Raw genomic sequence first — 23,961 nt, 5'->3', positions numbered from 1 at the left:
CCATGGGCCTTCCCGCTGACACCGACCCCTCGTTCGCCGACTACGCGCACCCGGAGCGGCTGGTCTCCACCACCTGGCTGGCGGAGCACCTCGGGCAGCCGGGTCTCGCCGTGGTGGAGTCGAACGAGGACGTGCTGCTGTACTCGACCGGGCACATCCCGGGCGCCGTCCACCTCGACTGGCACACCGACCTCAACGACCCGGTGACGCGCGACTACGTCGACGGCGCCGGGTTCGCCGCGGCGCTGTCCCAGCGCGGCATCTCCCGCGACGACACCGTCGTCATCTACGGCGACAAGAACAACTGGTGGGCCGCGTACGCGCTGTGGGTGTTCACGCTCTTCGGTCACGAGGACGTGCGGCTGCTCGACGGCGGTCGTGCCGCCTGGATCGCCGAGGGTCGCGAGCTCACCACCGAGGTGCCGACGCCGCAGCCGACCGAGTACCCGGTCGTCGAGCGCGACGACGCCTCGATCCGCGCCTTCAAGGAGGACGTGCTCGCCTTCCTCGGCGGGCAGCTCGTCGACGTCCGCTCCGCGCCGGAGTACTCCGGCGAGCGCACCACGATGCCGGACTACCCCGAGGAGGGCGCGCTGCGCGGCGGCCACATCCCCGGCGCGCAGTCGGTGCCGTGGGCGCGTGCGGCGCAGGAGGACGGCCGGTTCCGCTCGCGCGCCGAGCTGGAGAGCATCTACCTGCAGGAGAAGGGCCTCGACCCCTCCCAGCCGGTGATCGCCTACTGCCGCATCGGGGAGCGCTCGTCGCACACCTGGTTCGTGCTGCGCCACCTGCTCGGGTTCGACGACGTCAAGAACTACGACGGGTCCTGGACCGAGTGGGGCAACGCCGTCCGGGTGCCGATCGCCACCGGCGACCAGCCCGGCGAGGTCCCGCAGCGGTGAGCCGTAGGCTCGGACGATGACCGACGCCGAGCTGCCGGGTGCCTTCGCCGCGATCGTCGACGACTTCCAGGCGCTGACCGAGCCCGACCGGCTGCAGCTGCTGCTGGAGTTCGCCGAGGGGCTGCCCGACCTCCCGGAGCGCTACGCCGACCACCCCGAGCTGCTCGAACCGGTGCCGGAGTGCCAGTCGCCGGTGTTCCTCGTGGTCGAGGTGGGCGAGGCGGCGGAGGGCGCGGACGCACCCGTCGAGGTGTTTCTCAGCGCGCCCCGCGAGTCGCCCACGACGCGCGGCTTCGCCGGCATCCTCACCGAGGGTCTCGCCGGCCTGACGGCGTCGCAGGTGCTCGCGGTGCCCGACGACGTCCCGCACCGGCTCGGTCTCGACCGCGCCGTGAGCCCGCTGCGGCTGCGGGGCATGGCGGGCATGCTCGGGCGGATCAAGCGCCAGGTGCGCGAGCGCGTCGCGGCCTGAGGCGTCGCCGCCACGTGGCACGGCGGGCGCACGGGGAGGTACTTGCCGTCGCCGGCGGCTCGGCGCCCACGCCCGCACGGCTGCGCGAGATGCCGTGGCTGGGCGCCGTCCTCCGGAAGAAGGCCCGGTTTCACCGCACTTCGGAACAAGGCCCGGTCTCACCGCACTTCGGAACATGCCCAGGGGTATCGCCGCATCCTTCAGCGCCGCGCGTTGTGGTCGACCCCACGGTGTGAGCCGACACGCGCGGCGATAGGCTCGAAGGGTGAGCGCACACTATGACGTCGTCGTCCTCGGCGCGGGCCCCGGTGGCTACGTCGCCGCCATCCGCGCGGCCCAGCTCGGCAAGTCCGTGGCGGTCGTGGAGAAGAAGTACTGGGGCGGTGTCTGCCTCAACGTCGGGTGCATCCCGAGCAAGGCGCTGCTGAAGAACGCCGAGCTCGCGCACACCCTGACGCACGACAAGGCCAAGTACGGCATCGAGGGCGACGCCACGATGTCCTACGGGCCCACGCACGCCCGCAGCCGCCAGGTCTCGGCCGGCATCGTCAAGGGCGTCCACTTCCTCATGAAGAAGAACAAGATCACCGAGGTCGACGGCTGGGGCACGCTCACCGGCCCGACGTCGATGGACGTGGCGCTCAACGACGGCGGCACCGAGCAGCTCACCTTCGACGACCTCATCATCGCCACCGGCTCCGTCACCCGGATGCTCCCCGGCGTGCAGGTGAGCAAGAACGTCGTCACCTACGAGGAGCAGATCCTCGACCCCGAGCTGCCCGGCTCGATCATCATCGCCGGCTCGGGCGCGATCGGCGTGGAGTTCGCCTACGTGATGGCGAACTTCGGCGTCGACGTCACGATCGTGGAGTTCCTCGACCGGATGGTCCCGACCGAGGACGCCGACGTCTCCAAGGAGCTCCTCAAGCACTACAAGAAGCTCGGCGTCAAGGTCATGACCGGCACCAAGGTCGAGACCGTCGAGGACACCGGCTCCGGCGTCAAGGTCACCGTCAGCGCCGGCGACCAGCAGCAGGTGCTCGAGGCCGACCGGCTGCTGTCGGCGATCGGCTTCGCTCCCCGCACCGAGGGCTACGGCCTGGAGACCACCGGTGTCGAGCTGACCGAGCGCGGCGCGATCGCCGTCGACGACCACATGCGCACCAACGTGCCGAACATCTACGCGATCGGTGACGTCACCGCGAAGCTGATGCTCGCGCACGTCGCCGAGGCGCAGGGCATCGTCGCCGCCGAGACCCTCGCGGGCGCCGAGACCATGCCTATCGACTACCGGTTCATCCCGCGCGCCACCTACTGCCACCCGCAGATCGGCTCGATGGGGTTGACCGAGCAGCAGGCCAAGGACGCCGGTCACGACGTCAAGGTCGCGACCTTCCCGTTCTCCGCGAACGGCAAGGCGCAGGGCCTGGGCGACGGCGTCGGGTTCGTGAAGATCGTCGCCGACGCCCAGTACAACGAGATCCTCGGCGCACACATGATCGGCCCGGACGTCACCGAGCTGCTGCCCGCGATCAACGTCGCGCAGACCTGGGACCTCACCGCCGACGAGGTGTCCCGCGTCGTGTTCGCCCACCCGACGCTGGGGGAGGCCGTCAAGGAGGCCTTCCACGGCATCTCGGGCCACATGATCAACCTGTAGTCGGGTCGTCCGCGCTGCGCGGCCAGGGGCTGGGCGCCCGGGGGTGCTCGCTAGTCGGTCGCCAGCGCCACCGCGCGACCGCTCTCGGTCGGCCGCGGTGCGGTGCCGGCCGCCGGGCGCGGGGCCGGCGCGGTGCGCTGGCCGACGACCACCCCGACCAGCACCAGGGCGATGCCGATGGCCTGCCGCAGGGTGAGCACCTCGGTAGCCAGCAGCGTGCCGGTCACGACGCCGGCGACCGGGTTGAGCAGGCCGATGAGCCCGACCTGGCCGGCCGTGAGCCGACGCAGCCCCTGGAACCACACGACGTAGGCGAGCGCGGTCGCGACGCCGCTCACCCATGCGAGGCCGACCAGCGTGCGACCCGTGACGGACGGGAACGGCTCGAGCAGTGCCGCGAGCGGGAGCACGAGCAGCCCGCCCGCGGTGAGCTGCCAGGCGGACGTCGTCAGGGCGTTCGCGCGCTGCTGCCCGCTGTTCCAGCGCTTCGCGAGCACGAAGCCGAGGCTCGACATCGTCATGGCGCCCAGCGAGGCGGCGACGCCGCCGAGATGGATGGCGCCGTCCGCACCCGCGAGCATGATCACGACGCCGCCGATCCCCAGCGCGGCCGACGCCAGCTGGGCGACGACCGGTCGTTCGGAGACCAGCGCCCAGGCCAGCAGCATCATGCCGACCGGCGAGGTGGCCATGATGACGGCGGCGACGCTCGAGGGCAGCAGCTGTGCGGCCAGGTGGATGAGGAGGAAGAACGCGCCGACGTTGAGCACGCCGAGCACCGCGGCGCGCCACCACCACACGCCGCGCGGCAGGGTGCGCGCGAGGGCCAGCAGCAGCAGCCCCGCGGGCAGCGCCCGCAACGTCGCGCCCCACAGGGGCCCGACGTCGGGCAGGAACCGGCTGATCGCGTAGTAGTTGGCGCCCCAGGCGACCGGGGCGATCGCGGTGAGCAGGATCCAGCGCCACTTTCCTTCCATGGAAGGAAGAATATCTTCCGAGGAAGATAAGATCGAGGGTGTGGTGGATCACGTCGCACGCGTGCTGGAGCAGTGGGCCGTCGAGCGGCCCGACCTGGACACGAGTCCGGTCGGGGTCATCGGCCGGCTGCACCGACTCGCCGTGCGGCTCACCGAGGAGCTCACCGCCGTCTACGCCGCGCACGGGCTCAGCGAGGGCGACTTCGACGTGCTCGCCACCCTCCGCCGTCACGGTAGGGGAGCGGCGCTGACCTGCGGCGCTCTCGCCGACTCCACGATGGTGACGACCGGCGGCATGAGCAAGCGCATCGACCGCCTCGAGGGCGCCGGGCTCGTGCGCCGGCGGCCGAGCACCAACGACGGCCGCAGCCGGCTGATCGAGCTCACCGACGCCGGATGGCAGCTCGTGGACCGTGCCTTCGCCGACCACATCGCCAACGAGCACCGGCTCGTGTCGCCGCTGACGACCGAGCAGCGCGGCGCGCTCGCCGAGCTGCTCCGTACCTGGTCGGACGGGCTCGACGACCTCGAGGGCTGACGACGGCGGCGCGCACCGTCGTCAGCACGCCGATCGGCGCCCCGAACCGGACCGCGATCGCGGCGGCGTTCGCCGCCCGCGTGCAGGACGTTGGTCCTGCTGCGAGAGTCGGCGGTCGGTGCGAGGCTGGATGCTCAGGTGGTCGTCGCGCGCCCGCGCGCGATCGACCCCTGGGGTACGTCCCGGCGCAGCACGGGCTCGGCCTCCGAGCCCGCGGCGCGCCGGACCGGAGCTCAGGAAGGCAGGCGGATGTTCTCGTTCACCCTCCCCGACGAGGTCGTGGCGTCCTACGCGCAGCGCGAGGTGCCGTGGGGCTACCGGGACGCCGGCGGCAACGCCCTCGGTGAGATCACGTTCCTGCGCACCTACTCGCGACTCAAGCCCGACGGCACCAAGGAGCGCTGGCACGAGGTGGTGCGCCGCGTCGTCGAGGGCATGTACTCGCTCCTCAAGGACCACCACACCAGCCAGCGGCTGCCGTGGGACGAGGCGCAGGCGCAGGCGGAGGCCGCCGAGGCCTTCGAGCGGCTCTTCGAGCTCAAGTGGACCCCGCCCGGTCGCGGGCTGTGGATGATGGGCACGCCGCTCGTCAACGAGCTGCGCAACTCCGCGGCGCTGCAGAACTGCGCGTTCGTCAGCACCGGCGACATGACGCCCGAGGACCCGGCCGGCCCGTTCACCTGGCTGATGGAGGCCTCGATGCTCGGCGTCGGCGTCGGGTTCGACACCCGCGGCGCGGAGCTCGGGTTCGTGCTGCACGAGCCCGGTCCCGAGGAGGACCGCTACGTCATCCCCGACAGCCGCGAGGGCTGGGTCGAGTCGGTGCGGCTGCTGCTCGAGGGGTACCTGCGCCCCGGACGGCCGGCCGTCACCTTCGACTACTCGCTGATCCGTCCGGCCGGCTCGCCGATCCGCACCTTCGGCGGCACCGCGGCCGGTCCGGAGCCGTTGCGTCGCCTCCACGGCGCGCTGCGGCGCGTGCTCGGCGGCCGCGCCGGGGAGCCGCTGACCAGCACCGACATCGCCGACATCGGCAACCTCATCGGCGTCTGCGTGGTCGCGGGGAACGTGCGGCGCTCGGCCGAGATCCTGCTCGGCTCGATCGACGACCCGGCGTTCCTCGATCTCAAGAACCCCGAGGTGTTCCCCGAGCGCAACTCCTACGACAAGGACGCGCCCGGGTGGGGCTGGATGAGCAACAACTCGGTCGTCGTCGAGTCCGGCGCCGACCTCGCCAGGATCGTGCCGGGCATCGTGCGCAACGGCGAGCCGGGCGTGCTGTGGCTCGACACCATGCGCGCCTACGGCCGGCTGGCCGACGAGCCCGACCACCGCGACACCCGGGCGCAGGGCGTCAACCCGTGCGGCGAGCAGCCGCTGGAGTCCTACGAGCTGTGCACGCTCGTGGAGACCTACCCGTCGCGGGCGTCCTCGAAGGAGGACTACCTGCGGACGCTCTACTTCGCGTTCCTCTACGGCAAGGTCGTGACGCTGCTGCCGACCCACTGGGAGCGCAGCAACGCCGTCATGCAGCGCAACCGGCGCATCGGCACGTCGGCGTCCGGGCTCACCGACTTCGCCGACCGGCACGGCACCGACGTGCTCGTCGACTGGCTGGACGACGGGTACGCGCGGCTGCGCGAGCACGACCGCGAGATCTCGGAGCGGCTCGCTGTGCGGGAGTCGATCCGGGTCTCGACCGTGAAGCCGTCCGGCACCGTGTCGATCCTCGCGGGTGTCTCCCCGGGTGTGCACTGGACCCCGGGCGGGGCGTACTTCAACCGGGCGATCCGCTTCGGCAAGGACGACCCGCTGGTCGTGCTGTTCCGGGCGGCCCGGTACCGCGTGGAGCCCGCGAGCGAGGATCCCGAGGGCACGGTCGTCGTGTTCTTCCCGGTGCGGTCCACCGCGACCCGCTCGGAGAAGGAGGTGCCGCTCGCCGAGAAGGCCGACATGGCGCTGCTCGCCCAGCGGTACTGGTCCGACAACGCGGTCTCGAACACGCTCACGTTCGACCCCGAGACCGAGGCGGACCAGGTGGGACCGACGCTCGAGCGCATGGCGGGGCGGATCAAGAGCGTGTCCTTCCTGCCGCAGGGCAACTTCACCTTCCCGCAGATGCCGTACACGCAGATCACCGCCGAGGAGTACGAGGAGGCCGGCCGGACCCTGCTGCCGGTGTTCCTCGACGCGATCTACGACGGCGACACCGAGATGCTCGACGCGATCGGCGAGTCGTTCTGCGAGACCGACGACTGCGAGCTCGACGAGCTCGAGCTCGCGCACGAGAGCGCCGGTGTCGTGGAGCCGCACCACTGACCTCGCCGCGGTCGGTGGCGGGGAGTAGCGTGCCGGGCATGGCTGGCAGCGCGCGCTCCGCGCAGATGGGGACGGCGACCGAGCGGATCCGCCGGATGCCGTTCGCGGCGATCCACCCGATGTACGTCGCCAAGGTGGAGCGGAAGGGCCGCACCGCCGCCGAGGTGGACGAGGTCGTGCGCTGGCTCACCGGCTACGACGACGCCGGGCTGCGCGCCGCGATCGACGCCGGCACCGACCTCGAGACGTTCTTCGCCGAGGCACCTGCGATCAACCCGGCCGCGTCGTCGATCCGGGGCACGATCTGCGGCTACAAGGTGCAGGACATCGAGGACGGGTTGATGCAGCAGATCCGGTGGATGGACCTGCTCGTCGACGAGATCGCACGCGGCAAGCCGATGGAGAAGATCCTCCGCTCCGCGTGACGCGAAACCCGCACGCCCGGTTCGCGGCGGGAGCAGGATGGGCTCGACCCGAGGGAGGGACCGACGTGACGACGTTCACCGCGTGGAGGTTCGAGTCCGTCGACGGCGCCGAGGAGGCCTCGCAGATCCTGCGGAGGGCCGCGGGCGAGGGGCTCGTGAGGATCGAGGACTACGCCGTCATCGCGTGGCAGCCGGGCAAGGACCGGCCGGACGTGAAGTACGAGAACCGCGACGACCTGCGCGGCGCCGGCTGGGGAGCCCTGCTGGGGGTGCTGGTCGGCGCGCTGTTCTTCCTGCCGCTCGTCGGTGCCGCGGCTGGCGCCGCGATCGGCGTGCTCTACAAACGCGTCGAGGCCGTCGGCATCTCCAAGGACCAGCTCGAGACGATCGGCAGAGAGGTGGAGCCGGGGACGTCGGCGCTGTTCGTCGTCAACCACGACAGCGACCTCGACCGTCTCGCCGAGCGGTTCCGCGGGCTCGAGGGCCGGCTGCTCGCGAGCAACCTCGTCGCGGGCGAGGAGGAGGACGTCCGGCGCGCCTTCGAGGGCTGAGCCTCAGATCTCCCACTCGATGCCGCCGGAACGGCCCGGCTCGCGGGCCATGCCCGCCGCCAGCGTGCCGCCCGAGACCGGGTCGATGAGCACGAACGCGCCGCCGGAGCGGGAGCGGCGGTAGTCCTCCAGCGGCAGTGGACGCGCGAGCCGCAGCGACACCCGGCCGATGTCGTTGAGGTCGAACGCCGACGCCGGGTGCAGCGTGAGGTCGTCGAGGTCCAGCCGGCCCTCGAGCTGGGTGACGATCGCCTGCACGGTCGCCGACCCGTGCTTGAGCAGCACCCGCTGGCCGCCGCGCAGCGGCACCTCCGCGAGCCAGCACAGCATCGCCTCGGCGGTGTCCACCGGCCGCGGCGCGTCGGCCGCCGTGGCGATCACGTCGCCGCGCGTGACGTCGACCTCGTCGGCCAGCCGTAGCGTGACCGACCGGCCGGTCTCCGCGGCGTCGAGCTCGCCGTCGGGCGTGTCCACCGCAGCGATGCGGGTGCGCACGCCCGAGGGCAGCACGACCACCTCGGTGCCGGGGCGCGCGACGCCGGAGCTCACCCGCCCCGCGTAGCCGCGGTACTCGCGGTACCGCTCCTCGCGCGCGGCCGACTGCGGCCGGATGACCTGCTGCACCGGGAACCGGAACGCCTCCTCGAGCACGGTCTGCGAGGGCGGCAGCTCCTCGAGCAGCTCGAGCAGCGAGGGGCCGTCGTACCAGGGCGTGCGGTCGGAGCGATCGACGACGTTGTCGCCCGCGAGCGCCGACGTCGGCACCGTGCGCACGTGCTCGATCCCCAGCGCCGCCGCGAGCTCGGCGACCTCCTCGGCGACCCGGCGGTAGACGCCCTCGTCGAAGTCGACGAGGTCGACCTTGTTGACGACGACCACGACGTGCGGCACCCGCAGCAGCGCCGCGACCGCGAGGTGGCGGCGGGTCTGGTCGAGCACGCCCTTGCGGGCGTCGACGAGCACGAGGATCGCGTCGGCGGTGCTCGCGCCGGTCACCGTGTTGCGGGTGTACTGCACGTGGCCCGGGCAGTCGGCCAGCACGAAGCTGCGCGACCCGGTGCTGAAGTACCGGTAGGCGACGTCGATCGTGATGCCCTGCTCGCGCTCGGCACGCAACCCGTCGGTGAGCAGCGCCAGGTCGGCGCCATCGAGCCCGCGCTCGGCCGAGAGCCGCTCGAGCGCGTCGAGCTGGTCGGCGAGCACGTTCTTCGAGTCGTGCAGCAGCCGCCCCACCAGGGTGGACTTGCCGTCGTCGACCGAGCCGGCGGTCGCGAGCCGCAGCAGCGACGTCGTGCGCGTGGGCTCGAGGACGGCGTCGAGAGCCGCCATCAGAAGTACCCCTCCTTCTTCCGGTCCTCCATCGCGGCCTCGCTGAGCCGGTCGTCGGCGCGGGTCGCGCCCCGCTCGGTGAGGGTCGTCGAGGCGACCTCGACGATCACCTCCGCGGTCGTGGCGGCGTCGGACAGCACCGCGCCCGTGCAGGAGGCGTCACCCACCGTGCGGTAGCGGACCCGACGGCGCACCACCTCCTCGCCCGGGCGGGGCAACGAGTACGGCGTCACCGCCAGCCACATGCCGTCGCGCGCGAACACGTCCCGCTCGTGGGCGTAGTACAGCGGCGGCAGCTCGATGCCCTCGCGCTCGATGTAGCGCCACACGTCGAGCTCGGTCCAGTTGCTCAGCGGGAACACCCGCACGTGCTCGCCCGGCCGGTGGCGCGGGTTGTAGATGCTCCACAGCTCGGGGCGCTGGTTGCGCGGGTCCCACGCCCCGAACGCGTCGCGCAGGCTCACGACCCGCTCCTTCGCGCGCGCCTTCTCCTCGTCGCGGCGCGCGCCGCCGAAGACGGCGTCGAAGCGGTGCTCGGCGATCGCGTCGAGCAGCGGCTGCGTCTGCAGCGGGTTGCGCGTGCCGTCGGGGCGCTCCACCAGCCGGCCGTCGTCGATGTAGTCCTGCACCGACGCCACCTCCAGCCGCACGCCCAGCCGCTCGACGGTGCGGTCCCGGAAGGCCAGCACCTCCTCGAAGTTGTGGCCGGTGTCGACGTGCAGCACCGGGAACGGCACCCGGCCGGGCCAGAAGGCCTTCGCCGCCAGGTGCAGCAGCACCACCGAGTCCTTGCCGCCCGAGAACAGGATCACCGGCCGCTCGAGCTCGCCGACGACCTCACGGATGCTGTGGATCGCCTCGCTCTCGAGGTAGTCCAGCTGGTCGAAGCGCGCGGGCGCGTGGGTGGTCGTCGTGGTCACAGGTGGATCCCGCACTCGGTCTTGCTCAGCCCCGCCCACCGGCCGGCGCGCGGGTCCTCGCCCGGCGCGACGCGGCGCGTGCACGGCCGGCATCCGATCGAGGGGTAGCCGTCGGCCAGCAGCGGGTTCACGGGGACGTTGCGGCGCTGCGCGTGCTCGAGCAGCTCGTCGAAGGTCCACGGCGCCACCGGGTTGATCTTGACCATGCCGTGCCTCGCGTCCCACTCGACCAGCTGCGCGTTCGCGCGCAGCGCGTTGTCCTCGCGCCGCACGCCGGTCACCCACGCCTCGTAGCCGGCGAGCTCGCGATCGAGCGGGACCACCTTCCGCAGCTGGCAGCACTGGCCGGGGTCGCGCGCGAACAGGTCCTTGCCGTGCGTGGCGTCCTGCTCCGCGACGCTCTGGTCGGGGCGGACGTCGACGACCGTCACGTCGAGCGAGACCTCCAGCGCCGCCCGCGTCCCCAGCGTCTCGGCGAAGTGGTAGCCGGTGTCGAGGAACAGCACGTCGACGCCGGGCAGCGCGGTCGCGGCCAGGTCGACGACGACGGTGTCGCCCGCCATCGAGCAGGCGACGGCGAGGGAGTCGCCGAAGGTGCGCGCCGCCCAGGCGAGGACGTCGCCGGCCGCCTCGGAACCGGCGTCGGCGAACAGCGCCGCGCCCTCGGCGGCCAGCGCCCGCAGCTCCTCTTCGCTGCGGCGGGTCCGGGTGCTCGTGGCAGTCATCGCAGGGAGTCCTCCTCGGCGCGGTGGGCCCAGGCCGCGAACGTCTCGTCCTCGCCGCGCTCGGCGAGCCAGCGGCGGGTGACGCGCTCGACGTAGTCCGGCAGCTCGTCGGCGGCGACCTTGAGCCCGCGCACGGTGCGGCCGAGCCCGGCCTCGTCGCGGTCGGTCGCCGCGAGCCCGCCGCCCAGGTGCACCTGGTACCCGAACTCGCTCCCGCCCAGGAGCTGGCCCTTGAGACCGATGTCGGCGGTCTGGATGCGCGCGCACGAGTTCTGGCAGCCGTTGACGTTGAGCGCGATCGGGTGCGGCAGCTCGACACCGGCCAGCCGCCGCTCGAGCTCGTCGATCGCGTCGGCGGCGGTCTGCTTGGTCTCGACGAACGCGAGCTTGCAGTACTCGATGCCAGTGCAGGCGATCGTGGCGCGGCGGAACGGGCTCGGCCGCGCGTGCAGCCCGATCTCGGCGAGCTCGGAGATCAGCGGCTCGACGTCGTCGGGCGCGATGTCGAGGACGAGCAGCTTCTGGTGCGGGGTCAGCCGCACCCGCCGGGACCCGTGGGCCTCGACGATCTCGGCCACCCGGGCCAGCATCTCGCCGCTGACGCGGCCGACGGTGGGCGCGGCGCCCACGTAGCGCAGCCCGTCCTTCTGCTCGCCGACGCCGACGTGGTCACCAGGGCCGGTCGCGGGGGCCGGGGCCGGCCCGTCGGGCAGCGGGCCGTCGAGGTACTCCTCCTCCAGCACCCGCCGGAACTTCTCCGCACCCCACTCGGCGAGCAGGAACTTCAGCCGCGCCTTGGTGCGCTGCCGCCGGTAGCCGTAGTCGCGGAACACCTTCACGACGCCGACCCAGGTCTCGACCGCGCGCTCCGGCGGCACGAACGCGCCGAGCCGCTCGGCGAGCCGCGGCGCCGTCGACAGCCCGCCGCCGACCCACAGGTCGTACCCCGGGCCGAGCTCGGGGTGGACCACCCCGACGAGCGAGATGTCGTTGATCTCGTGCACGACGTCGAGGCTCGGGTGCCCGGTGATCGCGGACTTGAACTTGCGCGGCAGGTTCGACAGCTCCGGGTCGCCGATGTAGCGCTCGCGGATCTCCTCGATCACCGGCGTCGGGTCGATGATCTCGTCGGCGGAGATGCCCGCGACCGGCGAGCCGAGGATCACGCGGGTGCAGTCGCCGCACGCCTCGGTGGTGTGCAGGCCGACCGCCTCCAGCCGCTCCCAGATCGTCGGCACGTCCTCGATCGCGACCCAGTGCAGCTGGATGTTCTGGCGGTCGGAGATGTCGGCGGTGCCGCGGGCGAAGTCGCGGGAGACGTCGGCGATCGTGCGCAGCTGCTCGGTGGTGAGCGCGCCGCCGTCGACCCGGATCCGCATCATGAAGTAGCGGTCGGAGAGCGCGTCGGCCTCGAGCTTGGAGGTGCGCGAGCCGTCGATGCCCTGCTTGCGCTGGGTGTACAGACCCATCCAGCGGAACCGGCCGTGCAGGTCGTCGGCCGGGATCGCGTCGAAGCCCTCCCGGGCGTAGGTGTCGATGATCCGCTTCCGCACGTTGAGCGGGTTGTCGGCGGCCTTGAGCTCCTCGTTGTGGTTGAGCGGGGTCCTCCCGTCGATCAGCCACTGGCCGTTGGAGCGCCGTGCGTCGGGTCCGGACACGCGCGCACGGGGCGTCGCCGGGCGCGGTGCGTCCGGTGCGGGCGTGGTGGTCGTGCTGGCGGCCATGCCTCCACCATGACCGAGCCGCTCGCCGCGTGGCAGTGCGGGCGCGAAGGGTCCACGATGTGGGAGACGCCACCCGACGCCGTCCCGGTCGGGTCAGAGGCGCGGCAGCTGCCGGCGCGCGTGCGCCGCGATCCGGCTCATCATCCAGGCGTCGAGCACGCCGCTCACGGCGCCGCCGACCAACGGCACCGCGCGTCCCAGCCGCAGCAGGAAGCGCTCGCTGACGCCGCGCAGCAGCCGGAACCCGACCGCCTTGTTGACCATCATGAGCGCCGAGGGCGGCAGCTTCCTGAGCGCGAACGTCGTCATCCGGCCGGACGCCGTCGTCATCCCGACCTTGCGGAGCACCTCGTCGGCGTCGGACCGGACCAGGGTGAGCATGACGGCGGTGCGCACCTCGGGCTCGCGGACGTCGTAGCCGCGCAGGGTCGCGATCGCGGCGGCCATCCGGGTCGCCTGCACGTAGAACTCGAGCAGGTTCGCGGGCAGCGCGACCGGCATGGTCGCGAACCCGCCGAGCCCGGTCACGAAGCCGCCGACGGCGCCCCAGCGCACCGCGGAGCGACCCACGGCCCGGACCGCCGCCTCGATGTCGCCGCCGCTCGCCTCGAGCGCACGGGTCGCGACCGCCGGTGCGGATCGCAGCGGGCCGCGGCCGTCGATGCCGACCTCCATGACGAGCCGGACGACGCGGTCGATCGCGCCGCCGTCGGCCTTGCCGGAGCGTGCCTCCTCGAGCGCGGAGCGGGCGGCCCCGACCTCGGTGCGGTCCGGGCGGAACACGTCGAGCAGTCCCATGCCGGCTCCTTCCTCTCCTCGGCCGGTGCGGTGCCGGTCTCGTACACCGTGCCACGAGAGCAGGCGATCCTGTGGGCTGTCATGCTGGCTCGGTGCCGGAGCTGACGTGGATCGCATGGGTCGCGCTCGCCGTCGGCGCCGTCACGGTCGGCATCAGCAAGACCGCGATCCCCGGCGCCAACATCGCGGTGGCGCTGTTCGCGATGGTGCTGCCCGCCAAGCCCTCGACGGCGGCGCTGCTGGTGCTGCTCATCGTCGCCGACGTGTTCGCGGTCGTCTTCTACCGCCGCTTCGCGGACTGGCGCGTGCTGCGGGGGCTGGTGCCCCCGGTCGTCGTCGGGCTGGTGGCAGGTGCGGTGTTCATGTCGCGCGCGTCCGACGCACTGATGGCCCGCGTCATCGGGGTGATCCTCATCGCGGTCATCGTGCTCGGCCTGGTGCAGCGCCACCGCGCGCAGCGGCGCGAGGCGGCGGGCGGCGGTGACCGGGTGCCGCAGGGTCGTGGCGCGGCGGTCGCGCAGCGTGCGTTCTACGGCAGCCTCGGCGGGTTCACGACGATGGTCGCCAACGCCGCCGGGCCGATCATGAGCATGTACTTCCTCGCGGTGCGGCTTCCGGTCACGGTCTTCCTCGGCACCTCGGCGTGGTTCTACTTCGTCATCAACCTCAGCAAGGTGCCGTTCTCGGCCGCGCTCGGGCTGTTCAGCACCGAGATGCTGCTCATCGACCTCGTGCTCGTCCCGTTCGTGGTGCTCGGCGCGCTGGGCGGCCGCTGGATCGTCAACCGCATCAGCCGCGACTTCTTCGAGTGGAGCGTTATCGTGCTGAGCATCCTCGGGGCGGTCTACCTGCTGGTGCGCTGAGCTTCCCGCCCGGCCGCCACGCGGCCCCGGGTGCCCACCCGCCCACCCCGCCCACCCGCGCGCGAACTCGTACCGCAGAGCCGAACTCGTACGGTGCACGCTACGAGTTCGGCACGGGGCTACGAGTTCGCGGGCCCGGGCGAGGGCGGTGACGGGGCGGCCGGCTGGTGCCGCCGGTGCCACCGGCGTCGACCCACCCACCCCGCCCTCCCCAGCCCCAGCCCTTCCCCGGCCTACCGGCTGCCCCAGCCGCTCCCCAACCAGGCCGCCACCCCAGTCGGCCAACTCGTACGCCCGGGCCCAGCTCGTACGGTGCACGCTACGAGCTGGGCACGCGGCTACGAGTTCGCGGGCCCGGGCGAGGGCGGTGACCGGGGCGTCCGGCCGGTGCGGCCGCCGGTGCCGCCGGTGCCACCCGCCCACCCTGGCCTACCCAGCTCCCGCTCTCGGGGCCACCGGCTGGCCCCCAGCCGCTCCCCGCCCGCCCCCGCCCCCGCCCCCACCGGCCAACTCGTACGCCCGGACCGAACTCGTACGGTGCACGCTACGAGCTCGGTGCGCGGCTACGAGTTCGCGGGGTCGGGCGGAGAGGGGCGCCGGCGGTGCGGGCCGGAATGTCCTCGACGTCGGGCGCGCCGCGGGTGAGGATCGAGGCGATGCGCACCCGGATGCACGACGACGAGATCCTCACCGACGCCGACCTCGCCCGCCGGCTGCTCGCCGAGCAGCGCCCGGAGTGGGCTGGGCTGCCGCTGCGCCAGGTGACGCACCACGGCACCGACCACGACGTCTACCGCGTCGGTGACGACCTCTCGCTGCGGCTGCCGCGCACCGCCTGGGCCGCTGCCCAGGCGGAGAAGGAGGCGCGGCTGGTGCCGCTGCTCGCGCCGCACGTCACGCTGCGGCTGCCGGTCGTCCACGCCCTCGGCCGGCCGACGTCGTTCTACCCCTACGGGTGGTCGGTGCAGTCGTGGCTGCCGGGTCACGACCTCGTCGGCCGCGACCTCGCCGACGACGTCGCGCTGGCGGCCGACCTCGCCGCGTTCGTGCTGTCGTTGCGGACGGTGGGCACCGACGCCGCGTCGCCGCTGCCGCCGACCGCCCGCGGCGGCGACCTCGCGCTCCACGACGACGCGGTAGCCGACCGGATCGCCGAGCTGGGGGAGCGCGTCGACGGCGCGGCGTTGCGCCGGGCGTGGCAGGAGTCGCGCGCCGCCGCACCCGCCGCCAGCCGGTGCTGGACCCACGGCGACCTGCTGCCGGGCAACCTGCTCGCCGTCGACGGCCGTCTCACCGGCGTGATCGACCTCGGTTCGCTCAACGCGACCGACCCGGCGCTGGACCTCACGCCCTGCTGGTACCTGCTCGGCGGCACCGGCTCGGCGGCGGCGCGCCGGTACCTCGACCTGCTCGGCGCCACGCCGGAGCACGTGCTGCGCGCCCGGGGCTGGGCGCAGCTGCAGGCGCTCAACGCGCTGCCGTACTACTGGGACACCAACCCCGGCATGGTCCATCTCGCCGCCACGGCGCTGACGCGCATCACGGCGGAGGCCGGCTGACCGCCGAGGAGGGTCACGGCGTCGGGGCGTCCTCCGGGAGGAGCCCGGCGTCACGCAGGTCCTGCCACAGCGCCGCGGGCACGTCGGCGGATGCGCGGGCGGCGGCGTCGCGCGCGTCGTCGGCGTGCCGCATCCCGACGACGGTCGAGACGACCGCCGGGTGTGCTGCCACGAAGGCGAGCGCCGCCTCCGGCAGCGTCACACCGTGCTCGCGGCAGAGCCGGGCGATCGCGCGCGCCCGCTCGAGCACCTCGGCCGGGGCGCGGGTGTAGTCGAAGGTGGCATCGGCGCCGGGGTCCTCGACGGCGAGGATGCCGGAGTTGTAGACGCCCCCGACGACCACGCCGACGCGGTGCTCGAGCGCCGCGGGCATGAGGTCGGCGAGCGCGCTGTGGTCGAGCAGCGTGTAGCGCCCGGCGCAGAGCACGACGTCGACGTCGCTCTCGCGCACGATGCGGGCGAGGTGGTGCGAGAAGTTCATACCGGCGCCGACCGCGCGCACGACGCCCTCCTCGCGCAGCTCGACGAGCGCCGGCACCGCCTCGGCCACCGCCTGGTCCATGCGGTCCTCGGGGTCGTGCAGCAGTGCGATGTCGATGCGGTCCAGGCCCGTCCGCGCCAGCGAGTCCTCGATGGAGCGCCGGATGCCGTCGCGCGTGAGGTCCCACACCCGCCGGTGGTTCGCGGGCACGTCGAAGCCGTCGAGGTCGCGCCGGTCGGCCGTCTCGGGCGAGGGCACGAGCAGTCGACCGACCTTGGTGGAGACGACGACCTCCTCGCGCGGGCGCTCCCGCAGCAGCGCACCGAGCCGGCGCTCCGAGAGCCCGAGCCCGTAGTGCGGCGCGGTGTCGACGTAGCGCACACCCGCGGCCCAGGCCGCCTCGACGGTCTCACGGACGACGTCGTCGCTGCGCTCCTCTCCGAGGTTGCCGGCCTGCGCACCGCCCATCCCGATCGCGGTCAGACGGACGTCGGGGCGCTTCGGCAGCGGCGTGGTTCTCATGGCGGGCCTCGGGTCGTGGGGAGCCTGCTCCTGCAGCGGACGGGCAGGTCGCACGGTAGTGCGCCCGGCCGTGACCGGGCAGGTCGTCTCGCAGGGACCGGGGCCAGGCGGGCCCGAGCCGCGAGCGCATCCGACGCGACATCACATTCTTATTGATAGTGATTCTCGTTTCCATGTAGCCTCCACGCATGATCTCGACGACGACACGCACCCGCGTCCTCCTGTCCGCCGCTGCCGTCCTTGCCCTCGCCTCCTGCTCGACACCGGCCGACGGCCCGAGCGCGGCGCCACCGCCGGCCGCGGCCACCACCGAGCTCGCGACCGCGGCACCGCGGCTGGCGCTGACCTACGACGGCGGCGTGCAGGTGCTGGACGCGACGACGCTGGAGGTGGTCGGCGACGTGGCGCTGGGCGGTTTCCTCCGCATCAACCCCGCCGGCGACGGGCGGCACGCGTTGCTGAGCACGCCGGCCGGCTTCCAGGTCCTCGACGTCGGCAGCTGGGCTGAACCGCACGGCGACCACGCGCACTACTACGCCACGGCCCCGTCCCTGCTCGACCTCACCTACCCCGCCGCGGTGCCCGGTCACGTCGTGGCGCACGACGGCCGCACCGCCCTGTTCGACGACGGCACCGGTCACGTCGTCGTCCTCGACGCCGCCGACGTCGCCGCGCCGGACGCCGACGTGCGCGAGCACTCGACGGCGTCGGCGCACCACGGCGTCGCGGTCGAGCTGAGCGACGGCACGCTCGTCGTCACCGAGGGCACCGCCGAGGCCCGGACAGGGATCAGGGTCCTCGACGCCCGCGGCGAGGCGCTGACGGCCTCCGACGAGTGCCCGGGCGTGCACGGCGAGACCGTGGCGGCCCACGAGACCGTCGTCCTGGGATGCGAGGACGGCGTGCTGCTCTACGCCGACGGCACGATCACCAAGGTCGACAGCCCGGACGCGTACGGGCGGATCGGCAACCTCCGCAGCACCGAGGGCAGCGAGCTCGTGCTCGGCGACTACGACCCCGACCCGGACGGCGGACCGCTCACCCACGTCGCGCTCGTCGACGTCCACGACGGCGGGATGGCGCTCGTCGACATCGGTGCCGAGTACACCTTCCGGTCGCTCGCCGTCGACGACGAGCACGCGTTCGTGCTGGCCGACGACGGTCGCATCCACGTGATCGACCCCGCCAGGGCGCAGGTCGCGCGCACCATCGACGTGCTCGACACCTGGGACGTCCCGGCGGACTGGCAGCAGCCTCGCCCGGCCCTCGTGGTGCACGACGGCACCGGCTACGTCACCGATCCCGCCCGGCAGCGGGTGCTCGCCGTCGACCTCGACAGCGGCGAGATCTGGAACGAGGCGAGCCTGTCGGTGACGCCGAACGAGATCGTCCTGACGTCCGGCGACGTGGCATCCAGCGACGGCGGCACGCACGACGACCACGACCACGACCACGACCACGGTGACGACTGACGTCCGCCCGGCTCGGGCAGGCCGCTCGTTCGCGGCGGTGCTGGTGGCCGTGGTCGCCGGCACCGCCGCGTGCGGGACCGCCGCGACGCCCGACCGCCCCGGCCCGGAGGTCATGGTCTCGGCGCCTCCGCTGGCGTACCTCGCCGAGCGGGTCGCCGGTGCGGATGCCGACGTCACGAGCCTCGTGCCGCCGGGCGGGGACCCGCACAGCCAGGAGATCAGCCCCGCGACGCTCGCGGAGCTGGCGTCGGCCGACCTCGTCGTCTACGTCAGCGGCCTGCAGCCCGCGGTCGACGAGGCCGCGGCGCTGGTGGCGCCGTCGCACGCGGTGGACGTCCTGGACGCCGCCACGGCTGCCGTCGCCGACGGCGGCGAACCGCCCGACCCTGGCCGTGACCCCCACTTCTGGCTCGACCCGGTGCGGTTCGGGCTGGCGGCGGGGCTGGTCGCCGACGCGCTCGCCGAGGTCGATCCGGACCGCGAGGCGCGCTACCGCGCGCGGGCGCAGACCCTCGTCGACGACCTCGAGCTCCTCGACGAGGCGTACCGGGAGGCGTTGGCGCCGTGCGCGGGCGCCGTGCTCGTCACCTCGCACGAGGCGTTCGGATACCTCGCGGCTCGGTACGACCTGGAGCAGCAGGGGCTCACCGGCGTCGACCCGGCGGTCGAGCCGTCGCCCGCGCGGCTGCGCGAGGTGCGTGACCTCGTGCTGCGCACGGGCGTGCGGACGATCTTCTTCGAGACCGCCGCGGCGCCCGGGCTCGCGCACCGCCTCGCCGACGACCTCGGCGTCGGGACGGCCGTGCTGGACCCGATGGAACGGACGCAGGATCTCGACTACCTGGCAACGATGCGCACCAACCTCGACGCGCTCGCCGAGGGTCTCGTCTGCGAGGGCTGAGACCGGCAGCGGTGCGCGCTGCCGGTCGCGTCGGTGTTGTGCCGCCCGCGGGAGCGGGTGATGATGAGGCCTCCGGTGTGAACGCTCACATGTCATCGTCGACCCGCCGTGGAGGGACCTCTCGTGACCGACCAGCCTGCCTCGCCGTCTCGTGCGGCCGCGACCCCCGCCGCGCCGCGTGCCGACGTCGGGGTGGCCCGTCCGCTGCCGGTCGGGGCGGTGCGGCTGCTGCCGACCGGCGTCCTCGGCGCCTGGCAGGACCGCAACGCGCAGGCGACGATCCCGCACTGCATCGACCAGCTCGAGGCCGCAGGCAACCTCGACAACTACCGGCGGCTCGTCGGCGACATCGACCCCGCCACCCCTTACCGCGGCTTCATCTTCGCCGACTCCGACGTGCACAAGGTGATCGAGGCGGTCGCCTGGGAGATCGGCCGCAGCGGCACGACGGCGTTCGACGGCTGGCTCGACGAGGTCAGCGACCTGCTCGCCCGCGCCCAGGAGCCCGACGGCTACCTCATGACGGCGATCCAGGCCGGGCTGCGGGAGCGGTGGGCGGACCTCGAGAACGCCCACGAGCTGTACGTGCTGGGGCACATGGTGCAGGCCGCGGTCGCGCTGCAGCGCTGCGCCGGGCGCGACGACCTGCTGCGCGTCGCGCTCCGCTTCGTCGACCTCGTCGACGCCACCTTCGGGCCAGACGGCGAACGGGTCGGCATCTGCGGTCACCCCGAGATCGAGACCGCGCTCGTCGAGCTGTACCGCGAGACCGGCGAGCAGCGCCACCTCGCGCTCGCGCAGCACATGATCGACCTCCGGGGCACCGGCACGCTGGTCGCCGGCGGCCTCGGCCCGCAGTACTTCCAGGACCACGAGCCGGTGCGGCAGGCGCGCACGGTCGCCGGGCACGCGGTGCGGCAGCTCTACCTCGCGGCCGGCGCGACCGACGTCTACCTCGAGACCGGCGAGGCCGAGCTGCTCGACGCGATGCACGACCAGTGGGTCGACGCCCACGAGCGCAAGATGTACATCTCGGGCGCGTTCGGCTCGCGGCACCGCGACGAGGCGTTCGGCAGCGCCTACGAGCTGCCGTCCGACCGCGCCTACGCCGAGACCTGCGCGACGATCGCGGACCTGCACTGGTCCTGGCGGATGTTCCTCGCCGACGGCGGCTCCCGCTACGGGGACGTCGTCGAGCGCGAGATCCACAACGCGCTCGCGGCCTCGCTCGACGCCGGCGGCACCCGGTTCTTCTACGCCAACCCGCTGCAGTCGCGCCCCGACAAGCACTCCGAGGAGAGCGCGCCGCGCGAGCGGCTGCCCTGGTACCCGTGCGCGTGCTGCCCGCCGAACATCGCCCGGGCGGTCGCGCAGATGGGTGCCTACGTCGCATCGGTGACCGACAGCGAGATCGCGGTGCACCAGTTCGCCGACGCCGACATCGACCTGCCGGAGGCGCTCGGCTCCGGGACGCTGCGGGTCCGCACCCGCTACCCGGAGGACGGCGTCGTCGAGGTGACGCTCGACGGCACCGCACCCGCCGGTGCGCGGCTCGCGCTGCGTGTGCCTGCGTGGTCGACGAGCACGACGGTCGACGGCCGCGCCGCGGATCCCGACCCCGACGGCTACCTGCGGGTGCCGCTGGCCGACGGCGCCCGGCTCGAGCTCGACGTCGCACCCCGCTGGACCGTCGCCCACCCCCGCGTCGACGCCGTCCGCGGCTGCGTCGCGCTCGAGCGCGGCCCGCTCGTCTACGCGATCGAGCAGGCCGACATGCCCGACGGTGTCGAGGTCGACGACGTCCGCGTCCACACCGACTCCCCGCCCCGGGTGACCGAGGGCGGCGTGACGGTCTCGGCCTTCGCGGTGCCCCCGCCGTCTGCCCTGTACGCGACGCTCGGCAGCACCGCGCCGGCGCCGGCGCGCCCCGTCACGGTCACGGCGATCCCGTTCGCGACCTGGGGCAACCGCACGCCAGGCGCCATGCGGGTCTGGCTGCCGACCGCGGACTGAGGGTCGTCAGGAGTAGTAGAGCGCGACCGGCCGGCCGTCGATCTCGCGGACGTCGACCGCCGCGTCGTAGACCGAGCGCAGCACCTCGGCGGTCATGACCTCGCGGGCGGGGGCGTCGGCGACGACGCGGCCGTCGCGCATCGCGACGATCCGGTCGGCGTAGGTGGCGGCGAAGTTGATGTCGTGCAGCACGACGATCACGCGCTTGTCGAGCTCGTCCGCCATGCGCCGCAACAGCTTCATCATGTCGGTCATGTGCCGCAGGTCGAGGTTGTTGAGCGGCTCGTCGAGCAGCACGTAGCGGGTGTCCTGCGCGAGCACCATCGCGATGAACGCGCGCTGACGCTGGCCGCCGGAGAGCTCGTCGAGGAACCGGCCGCGGAACGGCTCCAGCCCCAGGTAGTCGATCGCGCGCTCCACGTGGTCGCGGTCGGTGGCGGTCAGCCGGCCGCCGCAGTGCGGGAACCGTCCGAACTCCACGAGGTCGCCGACGGTGAGCCGCGCCCCGACGTGGTTGTCCTGGCGCAGCACCGCCAGCGTGGTGGCGAGCTCGCGCGACGGCGCGGTCGTGACGTCGCGGCCGTCGACCAGCACGCGGCCGCCGTCCGCCGTGAGGAGCCGCCCGACGAGGCTGAACAGCGTCGACTTGCCCGCGCCGTTCGGGCCGATGAGCGCGGCGACGCCCTCGCCGCCGAAGGTGAGCGAGACGTCGTCGACGACGGTCGTCGAGCCGTAGCGCTTCGTCACTTTCTCGAGCGCGATCATCGCGCCCCCTTTCGCAGCACCAGCACGAGGAAGAACAGCCCGCCCGCGAGCTCGATGACGGTCGAGAGCGTGCCTCCGAAGCCGAGCGCGCGCTCCAGCACCAGCTGCCCGCCCAGCAGGCACACCATGCCCAGCCCCACGGCGGTGGGCAGCGTCCACGCGTGCCGGAACGTGCCCGCCCAGGAGTAGGCGAGGTTCGCGACGATCAGCCCGAAGAACAGGATCGGGCCGACCAGCGCCGTCGACGCCGCCACCATGAGCGAGACCACGCCGAACAGCGCCATCACGACCCGCCGGTGCGAGACCCCGAGACCGATCGCGGCCGGGGCGCCGAGGGTGAGCACGTCGAGCGTGCGCAGCAGCGGCAGCAGCGCGACGCAGCCCGCGGCCACGAGCAGCGCCGTCAGCGTCAGCAGCAGCGGGTCCGGGCGGGTGAGGGAGGCGAACATCGCGTCGGAGAGGACCTGGAAGTCGATCGGGTCGAGCATCCGCTGCATCCACTCGGTGAAGCTGCGGAAGAACGTGCCGAGCACGATGCCGACCAGCAGCATGAGGTGGATCGAGCGCCGCCGGCCGCCGAACAGCCACGTGAACAGCAGCACGCTGAACGCCAGCATCACCACGACCTGCACGAGCCACAGCACCAGCGGGTCCAGGCGCAGGAAGGACGTCGAGCCGAGCGTGAACACGACCACGGTCGAGATCAGCAGGTAGAACGCGTCGAACCCCATGATCGACGGCGTGAGGATGCGGTTCTGCGTGATCGTGTGGAAGACGACCGTCGAGACCCCGACGGCGGTGGCCACCACGAGCATCGCGACGACCGTGAGCGACCGGATCCGCAGCGCGAACGCGAGCGAGCCGGGGACGTCGGTGAGCAGGTAGAGCGTCACCAGCGCCACGACGACGGCGCCGAGGACCGCGAGCCGGACCACGGGCCGGCGCCACGACGCGCGCCACCCGGTCACGGCGCGGGGCTCCACCGCGGCACCGGTCGCCGACGGCGCGCCGGTCAGCACCTCAGTGGGCACGGCTCCGCCTCCGCAGCAGCAGCCAGAGGAAGAGCCCCGCGCCGACGACGCCGACGATCACCGAGAGCGGGATCTCGTAGGGGAACCGCACGGTGCGCGCGACGATGTCGCACGCGAGCACGAGCAGCGCGCCGGTGCCGGCCACCCAGCCGATCGAGCGGCGCACGTTGTCGCCGATGACGAGGCTGACGACGTTGGGGACCACCAGGCCCAGGAACGGGATCATGCCGGCGGTGACCAGCACGGTCGCGGTGATGACCGCGATGACGACCATCCCGACGGCGACCACGCGCCGGTAGCTGAGCCCCAGGTTGGTGGCCATCTCCTCGCCGAGCCCGACGACGCTGAACCGGTCGGCCGCGAACCACGCGACGACGACCATCGCGCCGGCGAGCCAGACCAGCTCGTAGCGCCCGGCCATCACGGTCGTGAACGAGCCCTGAGCCCACTGGCCCAGCGACTGCAGCAGGTCGAGCCGGTAGGCGACGAACGTCGTCAGCGCCGCGACGACGCCGCCGAGCATGATGCCGACGAGCGGCACCAGCACGAGCTGGCGCACGGGGACGGCGCGGATCACGCGCAGGAACACCCAGGTGCCCAGCAGCCCGAACACGGCGGCCACGCCGGCCTTGCCCATCACCGACAGGCCCGGCGCGAGGACGGTCGTCAGCAGCATCCCGAAGGTCGCGAACTCGGTGACCCCGGTCGTGCCCGGCTCGACGAACTTGTTGCGGACCAGCATCTGCATGATCAGCCCGGCGATGCCGAGCGAGGCCCCCGCCAGCAGCACCGCGACCGTCCGCGGGGCGCGGCTGGCGGCGAGCAGGAAGGCGGCGGTGCCGTCCGCGCCGCCCGCCAGCAACGACGCAGGCGTGACGTCGGAGACCCCGACGAAGAGACTGACGAGCGTCAGCCCGGCGAGCAGCACCCCGAGCAGCGCCCCCACCCAGGTCCGTCGAGGACGGACGGGGGCGAGGGCGCCGGCTGCGGGTGTCGCCAGGGTGGCCACGTGCT

At 73.1% G+C, this 23,961-nt stretch carries 22 protein-coding genes; 12 read left to right on the top strand and 10 right to left on the bottom strand.

Annotated elements, in window-relative coordinates:
* Positions 1-2: 2 nt before the first annotated feature.
* The 3 genes from GPA02_RS09920 to lpdA all read left to right on the top strand — a co-directional run bounded on the left by GPA02_RS09920 (position 3) and on the right by lpdA (position 3,034).
* A complete protein-coding gene (locus GPA02_RS09920) occupies positions 3-902 on the top strand; it encodes a sulfurtransferase (RefSeq protein WP_156199761.1) in 900 nt (299 codons plus the stop codon).
* 16 nt (positions 903-918) lie between these two features.
* Complete coding sequence (locus tag GPA02_RS09915) at positions 919-1,374, top strand: SufE family protein (RefSeq protein WP_156199760.1); 456 nt, start codon at positions 919-921, stop codon at positions 1,372-1,374.
* Positions 1,375-1,639: 265 nt separating this feature from the next.
* On the top strand, positions 1,640-3,034 hold the full coding sequence (gene lpdA, locus GPA02_RS09910; protein ID WP_156199759.1) for a dihydrolipoyl dehydrogenase: 1,395 nt from the start codon (positions 1,640-1,642) through the stop codon (positions 3,032-3,034).
* Between the two features lie 50 nt (positions 3,035-3,084).
* Here the strand turns inward: lpdA and GPA02_RS09905 are convergent, their stop codons facing one another.
* Positions 3,085-4,011: a DMT family transporter gene (locus GPA02_RS09905; protein ID WP_156199758.1), complete on the bottom strand. Its 927-nt coding sequence runs from the start codon at positions 4,009-4,011 to the stop codon at positions 3,085-3,087.
* On the opposite strand from GPA02_RS09905, the gene GPA02_RS09900 reads away from it, so the two are divergent.
* The 4 genes from GPA02_RS09900 to GPA02_RS09885 all read left to right on the top strand — a co-directional run bounded on the left by GPA02_RS09900 (position 3,980) and on the right by GPA02_RS09885 (position 7,844).
* Positions 3,980-4,549: a MarR family winged helix-turn-helix transcriptional regulator gene (locus GPA02_RS09900; RefSeq protein ID WP_324227370.1), complete on the top strand. Its 570-nt coding sequence runs from the start codon at positions 3,980-3,982 to the stop codon at positions 4,547-4,549. The genes GPA02_RS09905 and GPA02_RS09900 overlap by 32 nt on opposite strands.
* 249 nt (positions 4,550-4,798) lie before the next feature.
* Positions 4,799-6,868, top strand: a complete 2,070-nt coding sequence (locus GPA02_RS09895) for a glycyl radical enzyme family protein (protein WP_156199757.1) — start codon at positions 4,799-4,801, stop codon at positions 6,866-6,868.
* A gap of 38 nt (positions 6,869-6,906) precedes the next feature.
* Complete coding sequence (locus GPA02_RS09890) at positions 6,907-7,293, top strand: DUF2200 domain-containing protein (RefSeq protein WP_414635355.1); 387 nt, start codon at positions 6,907-6,909, stop codon at positions 7,291-7,293.
* Positions 7,294-7,358: 65 nt separating this feature from the next.
* Entirely contained in the window at positions 7,359-7,844 is a 486-nt protein-coding gene (locus tag GPA02_RS09885) for a DUF1269 domain-containing protein (RefSeq protein ID WP_156199756.1), read from the top strand.
* Positions 7,845-7,847: 3 nt separating this feature from the next.
* Here the strand turns inward: GPA02_RS09885 and GPA02_RS09880 are convergent, their stop codons facing one another.
* The 5 genes from GPA02_RS09880 to GPA02_RS09860 form a co-directional block, all read right to left on the bottom strand.
* Entirely contained in the window at positions 7,848-9,173 is a 1,326-nt protein-coding gene (locus GPA02_RS09880) for a sulfate adenylyltransferase subunit 1 (RefSeq protein WP_156199755.1), read from the bottom strand.
* Positions 9,173-10,108 (bottom strand): sulfate adenylyltransferase subunit CysD, encoded by a 936-nt coding sequence (gene cysD, locus GPA02_RS09875; protein ID WP_240133977.1) that lies wholly within the window; start codon positions 10,106-10,108, stop codon positions 9,173-9,175. Before cysD ends, GPA02_RS09880 begins: the two co-directional genes overlap by 1 nt.
* Positions 10,090-10,818, bottom strand: a complete 729-nt coding sequence (locus tag GPA02_RS09870; protein ID WP_156199753.1) for a phosphoadenylyl-sulfate reductase — start codon at positions 10,816-10,818, stop codon at positions 10,090-10,092. The genes cysD and GPA02_RS09870 overlap by 19 nt, the downstream gene beginning before the upstream one ends.
* Positions 10,815-12,542, bottom strand: coding sequence for a nitrite/sulfite reductase (locus GPA02_RS09865; RefSeq protein ID WP_156199752.1), 1,728 nt, complete (start codon positions 12,540-12,542; stop codon positions 10,815-10,817). The genes GPA02_RS09870 and GPA02_RS09865 overlap by 4 nt, the downstream gene beginning before the upstream one ends.
* Before the next feature lie 93 nt (positions 12,543-12,635).
* On the bottom strand, positions 12,636-13,340 hold the full coding sequence (locus GPA02_RS09860; RefSeq protein ID WP_156199751.1) for an EcsC family protein: 705 nt from the start codon (positions 13,338-13,340) through the stop codon (positions 12,636-12,638).
* A gap of 92 nt (positions 13,341-13,432) precedes the next feature.
* Here GPA02_RS09860 and GPA02_RS09855 point away from each other — a divergent pair, with 92 nt between their 5' ends.
* Together GPA02_RS09855 and GPA02_RS09850 are read left to right on the top strand one after the other, a co-directional pair.
* Positions 13,433-14,203, top strand: a complete 771-nt coding sequence (locus GPA02_RS09855; RefSeq protein ID WP_156199750.1) for a sulfite exporter TauE/SafE family protein — start codon at positions 13,433-13,435, stop codon at positions 14,201-14,203.
* Between the two features lie 614 nt (positions 14,204-14,817).
* Positions 14,818-15,762, top strand: a complete 945-nt coding sequence (locus tag GPA02_RS09850; protein WP_204986565.1) for a phosphotransferase — start codon at positions 14,818-14,820, stop codon at positions 15,760-15,762.
* A gap of 13 nt (positions 15,763-15,775) precedes the next feature.
* On the opposite strand, the gene GPA02_RS09845 is transcribed toward GPA02_RS09850, so the two are convergent.
* Positions 15,776-16,765: an aldo/keto reductase gene (locus tag GPA02_RS09845; RefSeq protein WP_156199748.1), complete on the bottom strand. Its 990-nt coding sequence runs from the start codon at positions 16,763-16,765 to the stop codon at positions 15,776-15,778.
* A 188-nt stretch (positions 16,766-16,953) separates the two neighbouring features.
* On the opposite strand from GPA02_RS09845, the gene GPA02_RS09840 reads away from it, so the two are divergent.
* From GPA02_RS09840 to GPA02_RS09830, 3 genes are all read left to right on the top strand, one after another.
* Positions 16,954-18,237, top strand: coding sequence for a hypothetical protein (locus tag GPA02_RS09840; RefSeq protein ID WP_193567856.1), 1,284 nt, complete (start codon positions 16,954-16,956; stop codon positions 18,235-18,237).
* The gene (locus GPA02_RS09835) at positions 18,227-19,138 is read left to right on the top strand and encodes a metal ABC transporter substrate-binding protein (RefSeq protein WP_156199747.1); all 912 of its coding nucleotides are present in this window, start codon (positions 18,227-18,229) and stop codon (positions 19,136-19,138) included. The genes GPA02_RS09840 and GPA02_RS09835 overlap by 11 nt, the downstream gene beginning before the upstream one ends.
* A gap of 123 nt (positions 19,139-19,261) precedes the next feature.
* Complete coding sequence (locus GPA02_RS09830) at positions 19,262-21,151, top strand: glycoside hydrolase family 127 protein (protein WP_156199746.1); 1,890 nt, start codon at positions 19,262-19,264, stop codon at positions 21,149-21,151.
* 6 nt (positions 21,152-21,157) lie between these two features.
* On the opposite strand, the gene GPA02_RS09825 is transcribed toward GPA02_RS09830, so the two are convergent.
* From GPA02_RS09825 to GPA02_RS09815, 3 genes are read right to left on the bottom strand one after another with little or no spacing between them, the layout of a single operon-like run.
* On the bottom strand, positions 21,158-21,916 hold the full coding sequence (locus tag GPA02_RS09825; RefSeq protein ID WP_156199745.1) for an iron ABC transporter ATP-binding protein: 759 nt from the start codon (positions 21,914-21,916) through the stop codon (positions 21,158-21,160).
* On the bottom strand, positions 21,913-22,947 hold the full coding sequence (locus GPA02_RS09820; protein WP_156199744.1) for an iron chelate uptake ABC transporter family permease subunit: 1,035 nt from the start codon (positions 22,945-22,947) through the stop codon (positions 21,913-21,915). Before GPA02_RS09820 ends, GPA02_RS09825 begins: the two co-directional genes overlap by 4 nt.
* Entirely contained in the window at positions 22,937-23,956 is a 1,020-nt protein-coding gene (locus GPA02_RS09815) for an ABC transporter permease (protein ID WP_204986564.1), read from the bottom strand. The genes GPA02_RS09820 and GPA02_RS09815 overlap by 11 nt, the downstream gene beginning before the upstream one ends.
* Positions 23,957-23,961 lie beyond the last annotated feature (5 nt).

Source organism: Actinotalea caeni (assembly GCF_009733795.1).
Classification (GTDB): Bacteria; Actinomycetota; Actinomycetes; order Actinomycetales; family Beutenbergiaceae; genus Pseudactinotalea; species Pseudactinotalea caeni.
The sequence above is the reverse complement of the archived record's forward strand: the minus strand, read 5'-3'. Positions and strand labels throughout refer to the sequence as shown.

What these genes read in the sequence shown, in the direction of transcription:
- GPA02_RS09920 (WP_156199761.1), top strand. Translation starts at nt 3, where the DNA reads ATGGGCCTTCCCGCTGACACCGACCCCTCGTTCGCCGACTACGCGCAC.
- GPA02_RS09870 (WP_156199753.1), bottom strand. Translation starts at nt 10,818, where the DNA reads ATGACTGCCACGAGCACCCGGACCCGCCGCAGCGAAGAGGAGCTGCGG.
- GPA02_RS09895 (WP_156199757.1), top strand. Translation starts at nt 4,799, where the DNA reads ATGTTCTCGTTCACCCTCCCCGACGAGGTCGTGGCGTCCTACGCGCAG.
- GPA02_RS09850 (WP_204986565.1), top strand. Translation starts at nt 14,818, where the DNA reads ATGTCCTCGACGTCGGGCGCGCCGCGGGTGAGGATCGAGGCGATGCGC.
- GPA02_RS09915 (WP_156199760.1), top strand. Translation starts at nt 919, where the DNA reads ATGACCGACGCCGAGCTGCCGGGTGCCTTCGCCGCGATCGTCGACGAC.
- GPA02_RS09880 (WP_156199755.1), bottom strand. Translation starts at nt 9,173, where the DNA reads ATGGCGGCTCTCGACGCCGTCCTCGAGCCCACGCGCACGACGTCGCTG.
- GPA02_RS09825 (WP_156199745.1), bottom strand. Translation starts at nt 21,916, where the DNA reads ATGATCGCGCTCGAGAAAGTGACGAAGCGCTACGGCTCGACGACCGTC.
- GPA02_RS09845 (WP_156199748.1), bottom strand. Translation starts at nt 16,765, where the DNA reads ATGAGAACCACGCCGCTGCCGAAGCGCCCCGACGTCCGTCTGACCGCG.
- GPA02_RS09865 (WP_156199752.1), bottom strand. Translation starts at nt 12,542, where the DNA reads ATGGCCGCCAGCACGACCACCACGCCCGCACCGGACGCACCGCGCCCG.
- GPA02_RS09840 (WP_193567856.1), top strand. Translation starts at nt 16,954, where the DNA reads ATGATCTCGACGACGACACGCACCCGCGTCCTCCTGTCCGCCGCTGCC.
- GPA02_RS09890 (WP_414635355.1), top strand. Translation starts at nt 6,907, where the DNA reads ATGGCTGGCAGCGCGCGCTCCGCGCAGATGGGGACGGCGACCGAGCGG.
- GPA02_RS09860 (WP_156199751.1), bottom strand. Translation starts at nt 13,340, where the DNA reads ATGGGACTGCTCGACGTGTTCCGCCCGGACCGCACCGAGGTCGGGGCC.
- GPA02_RS09905 (WP_156199758.1), bottom strand. Translation starts at nt 4,011, where the DNA reads ATGGAAGGAAAGTGGCGCTGGATCCTGCTCACCGCGATCGCCCCGGTC.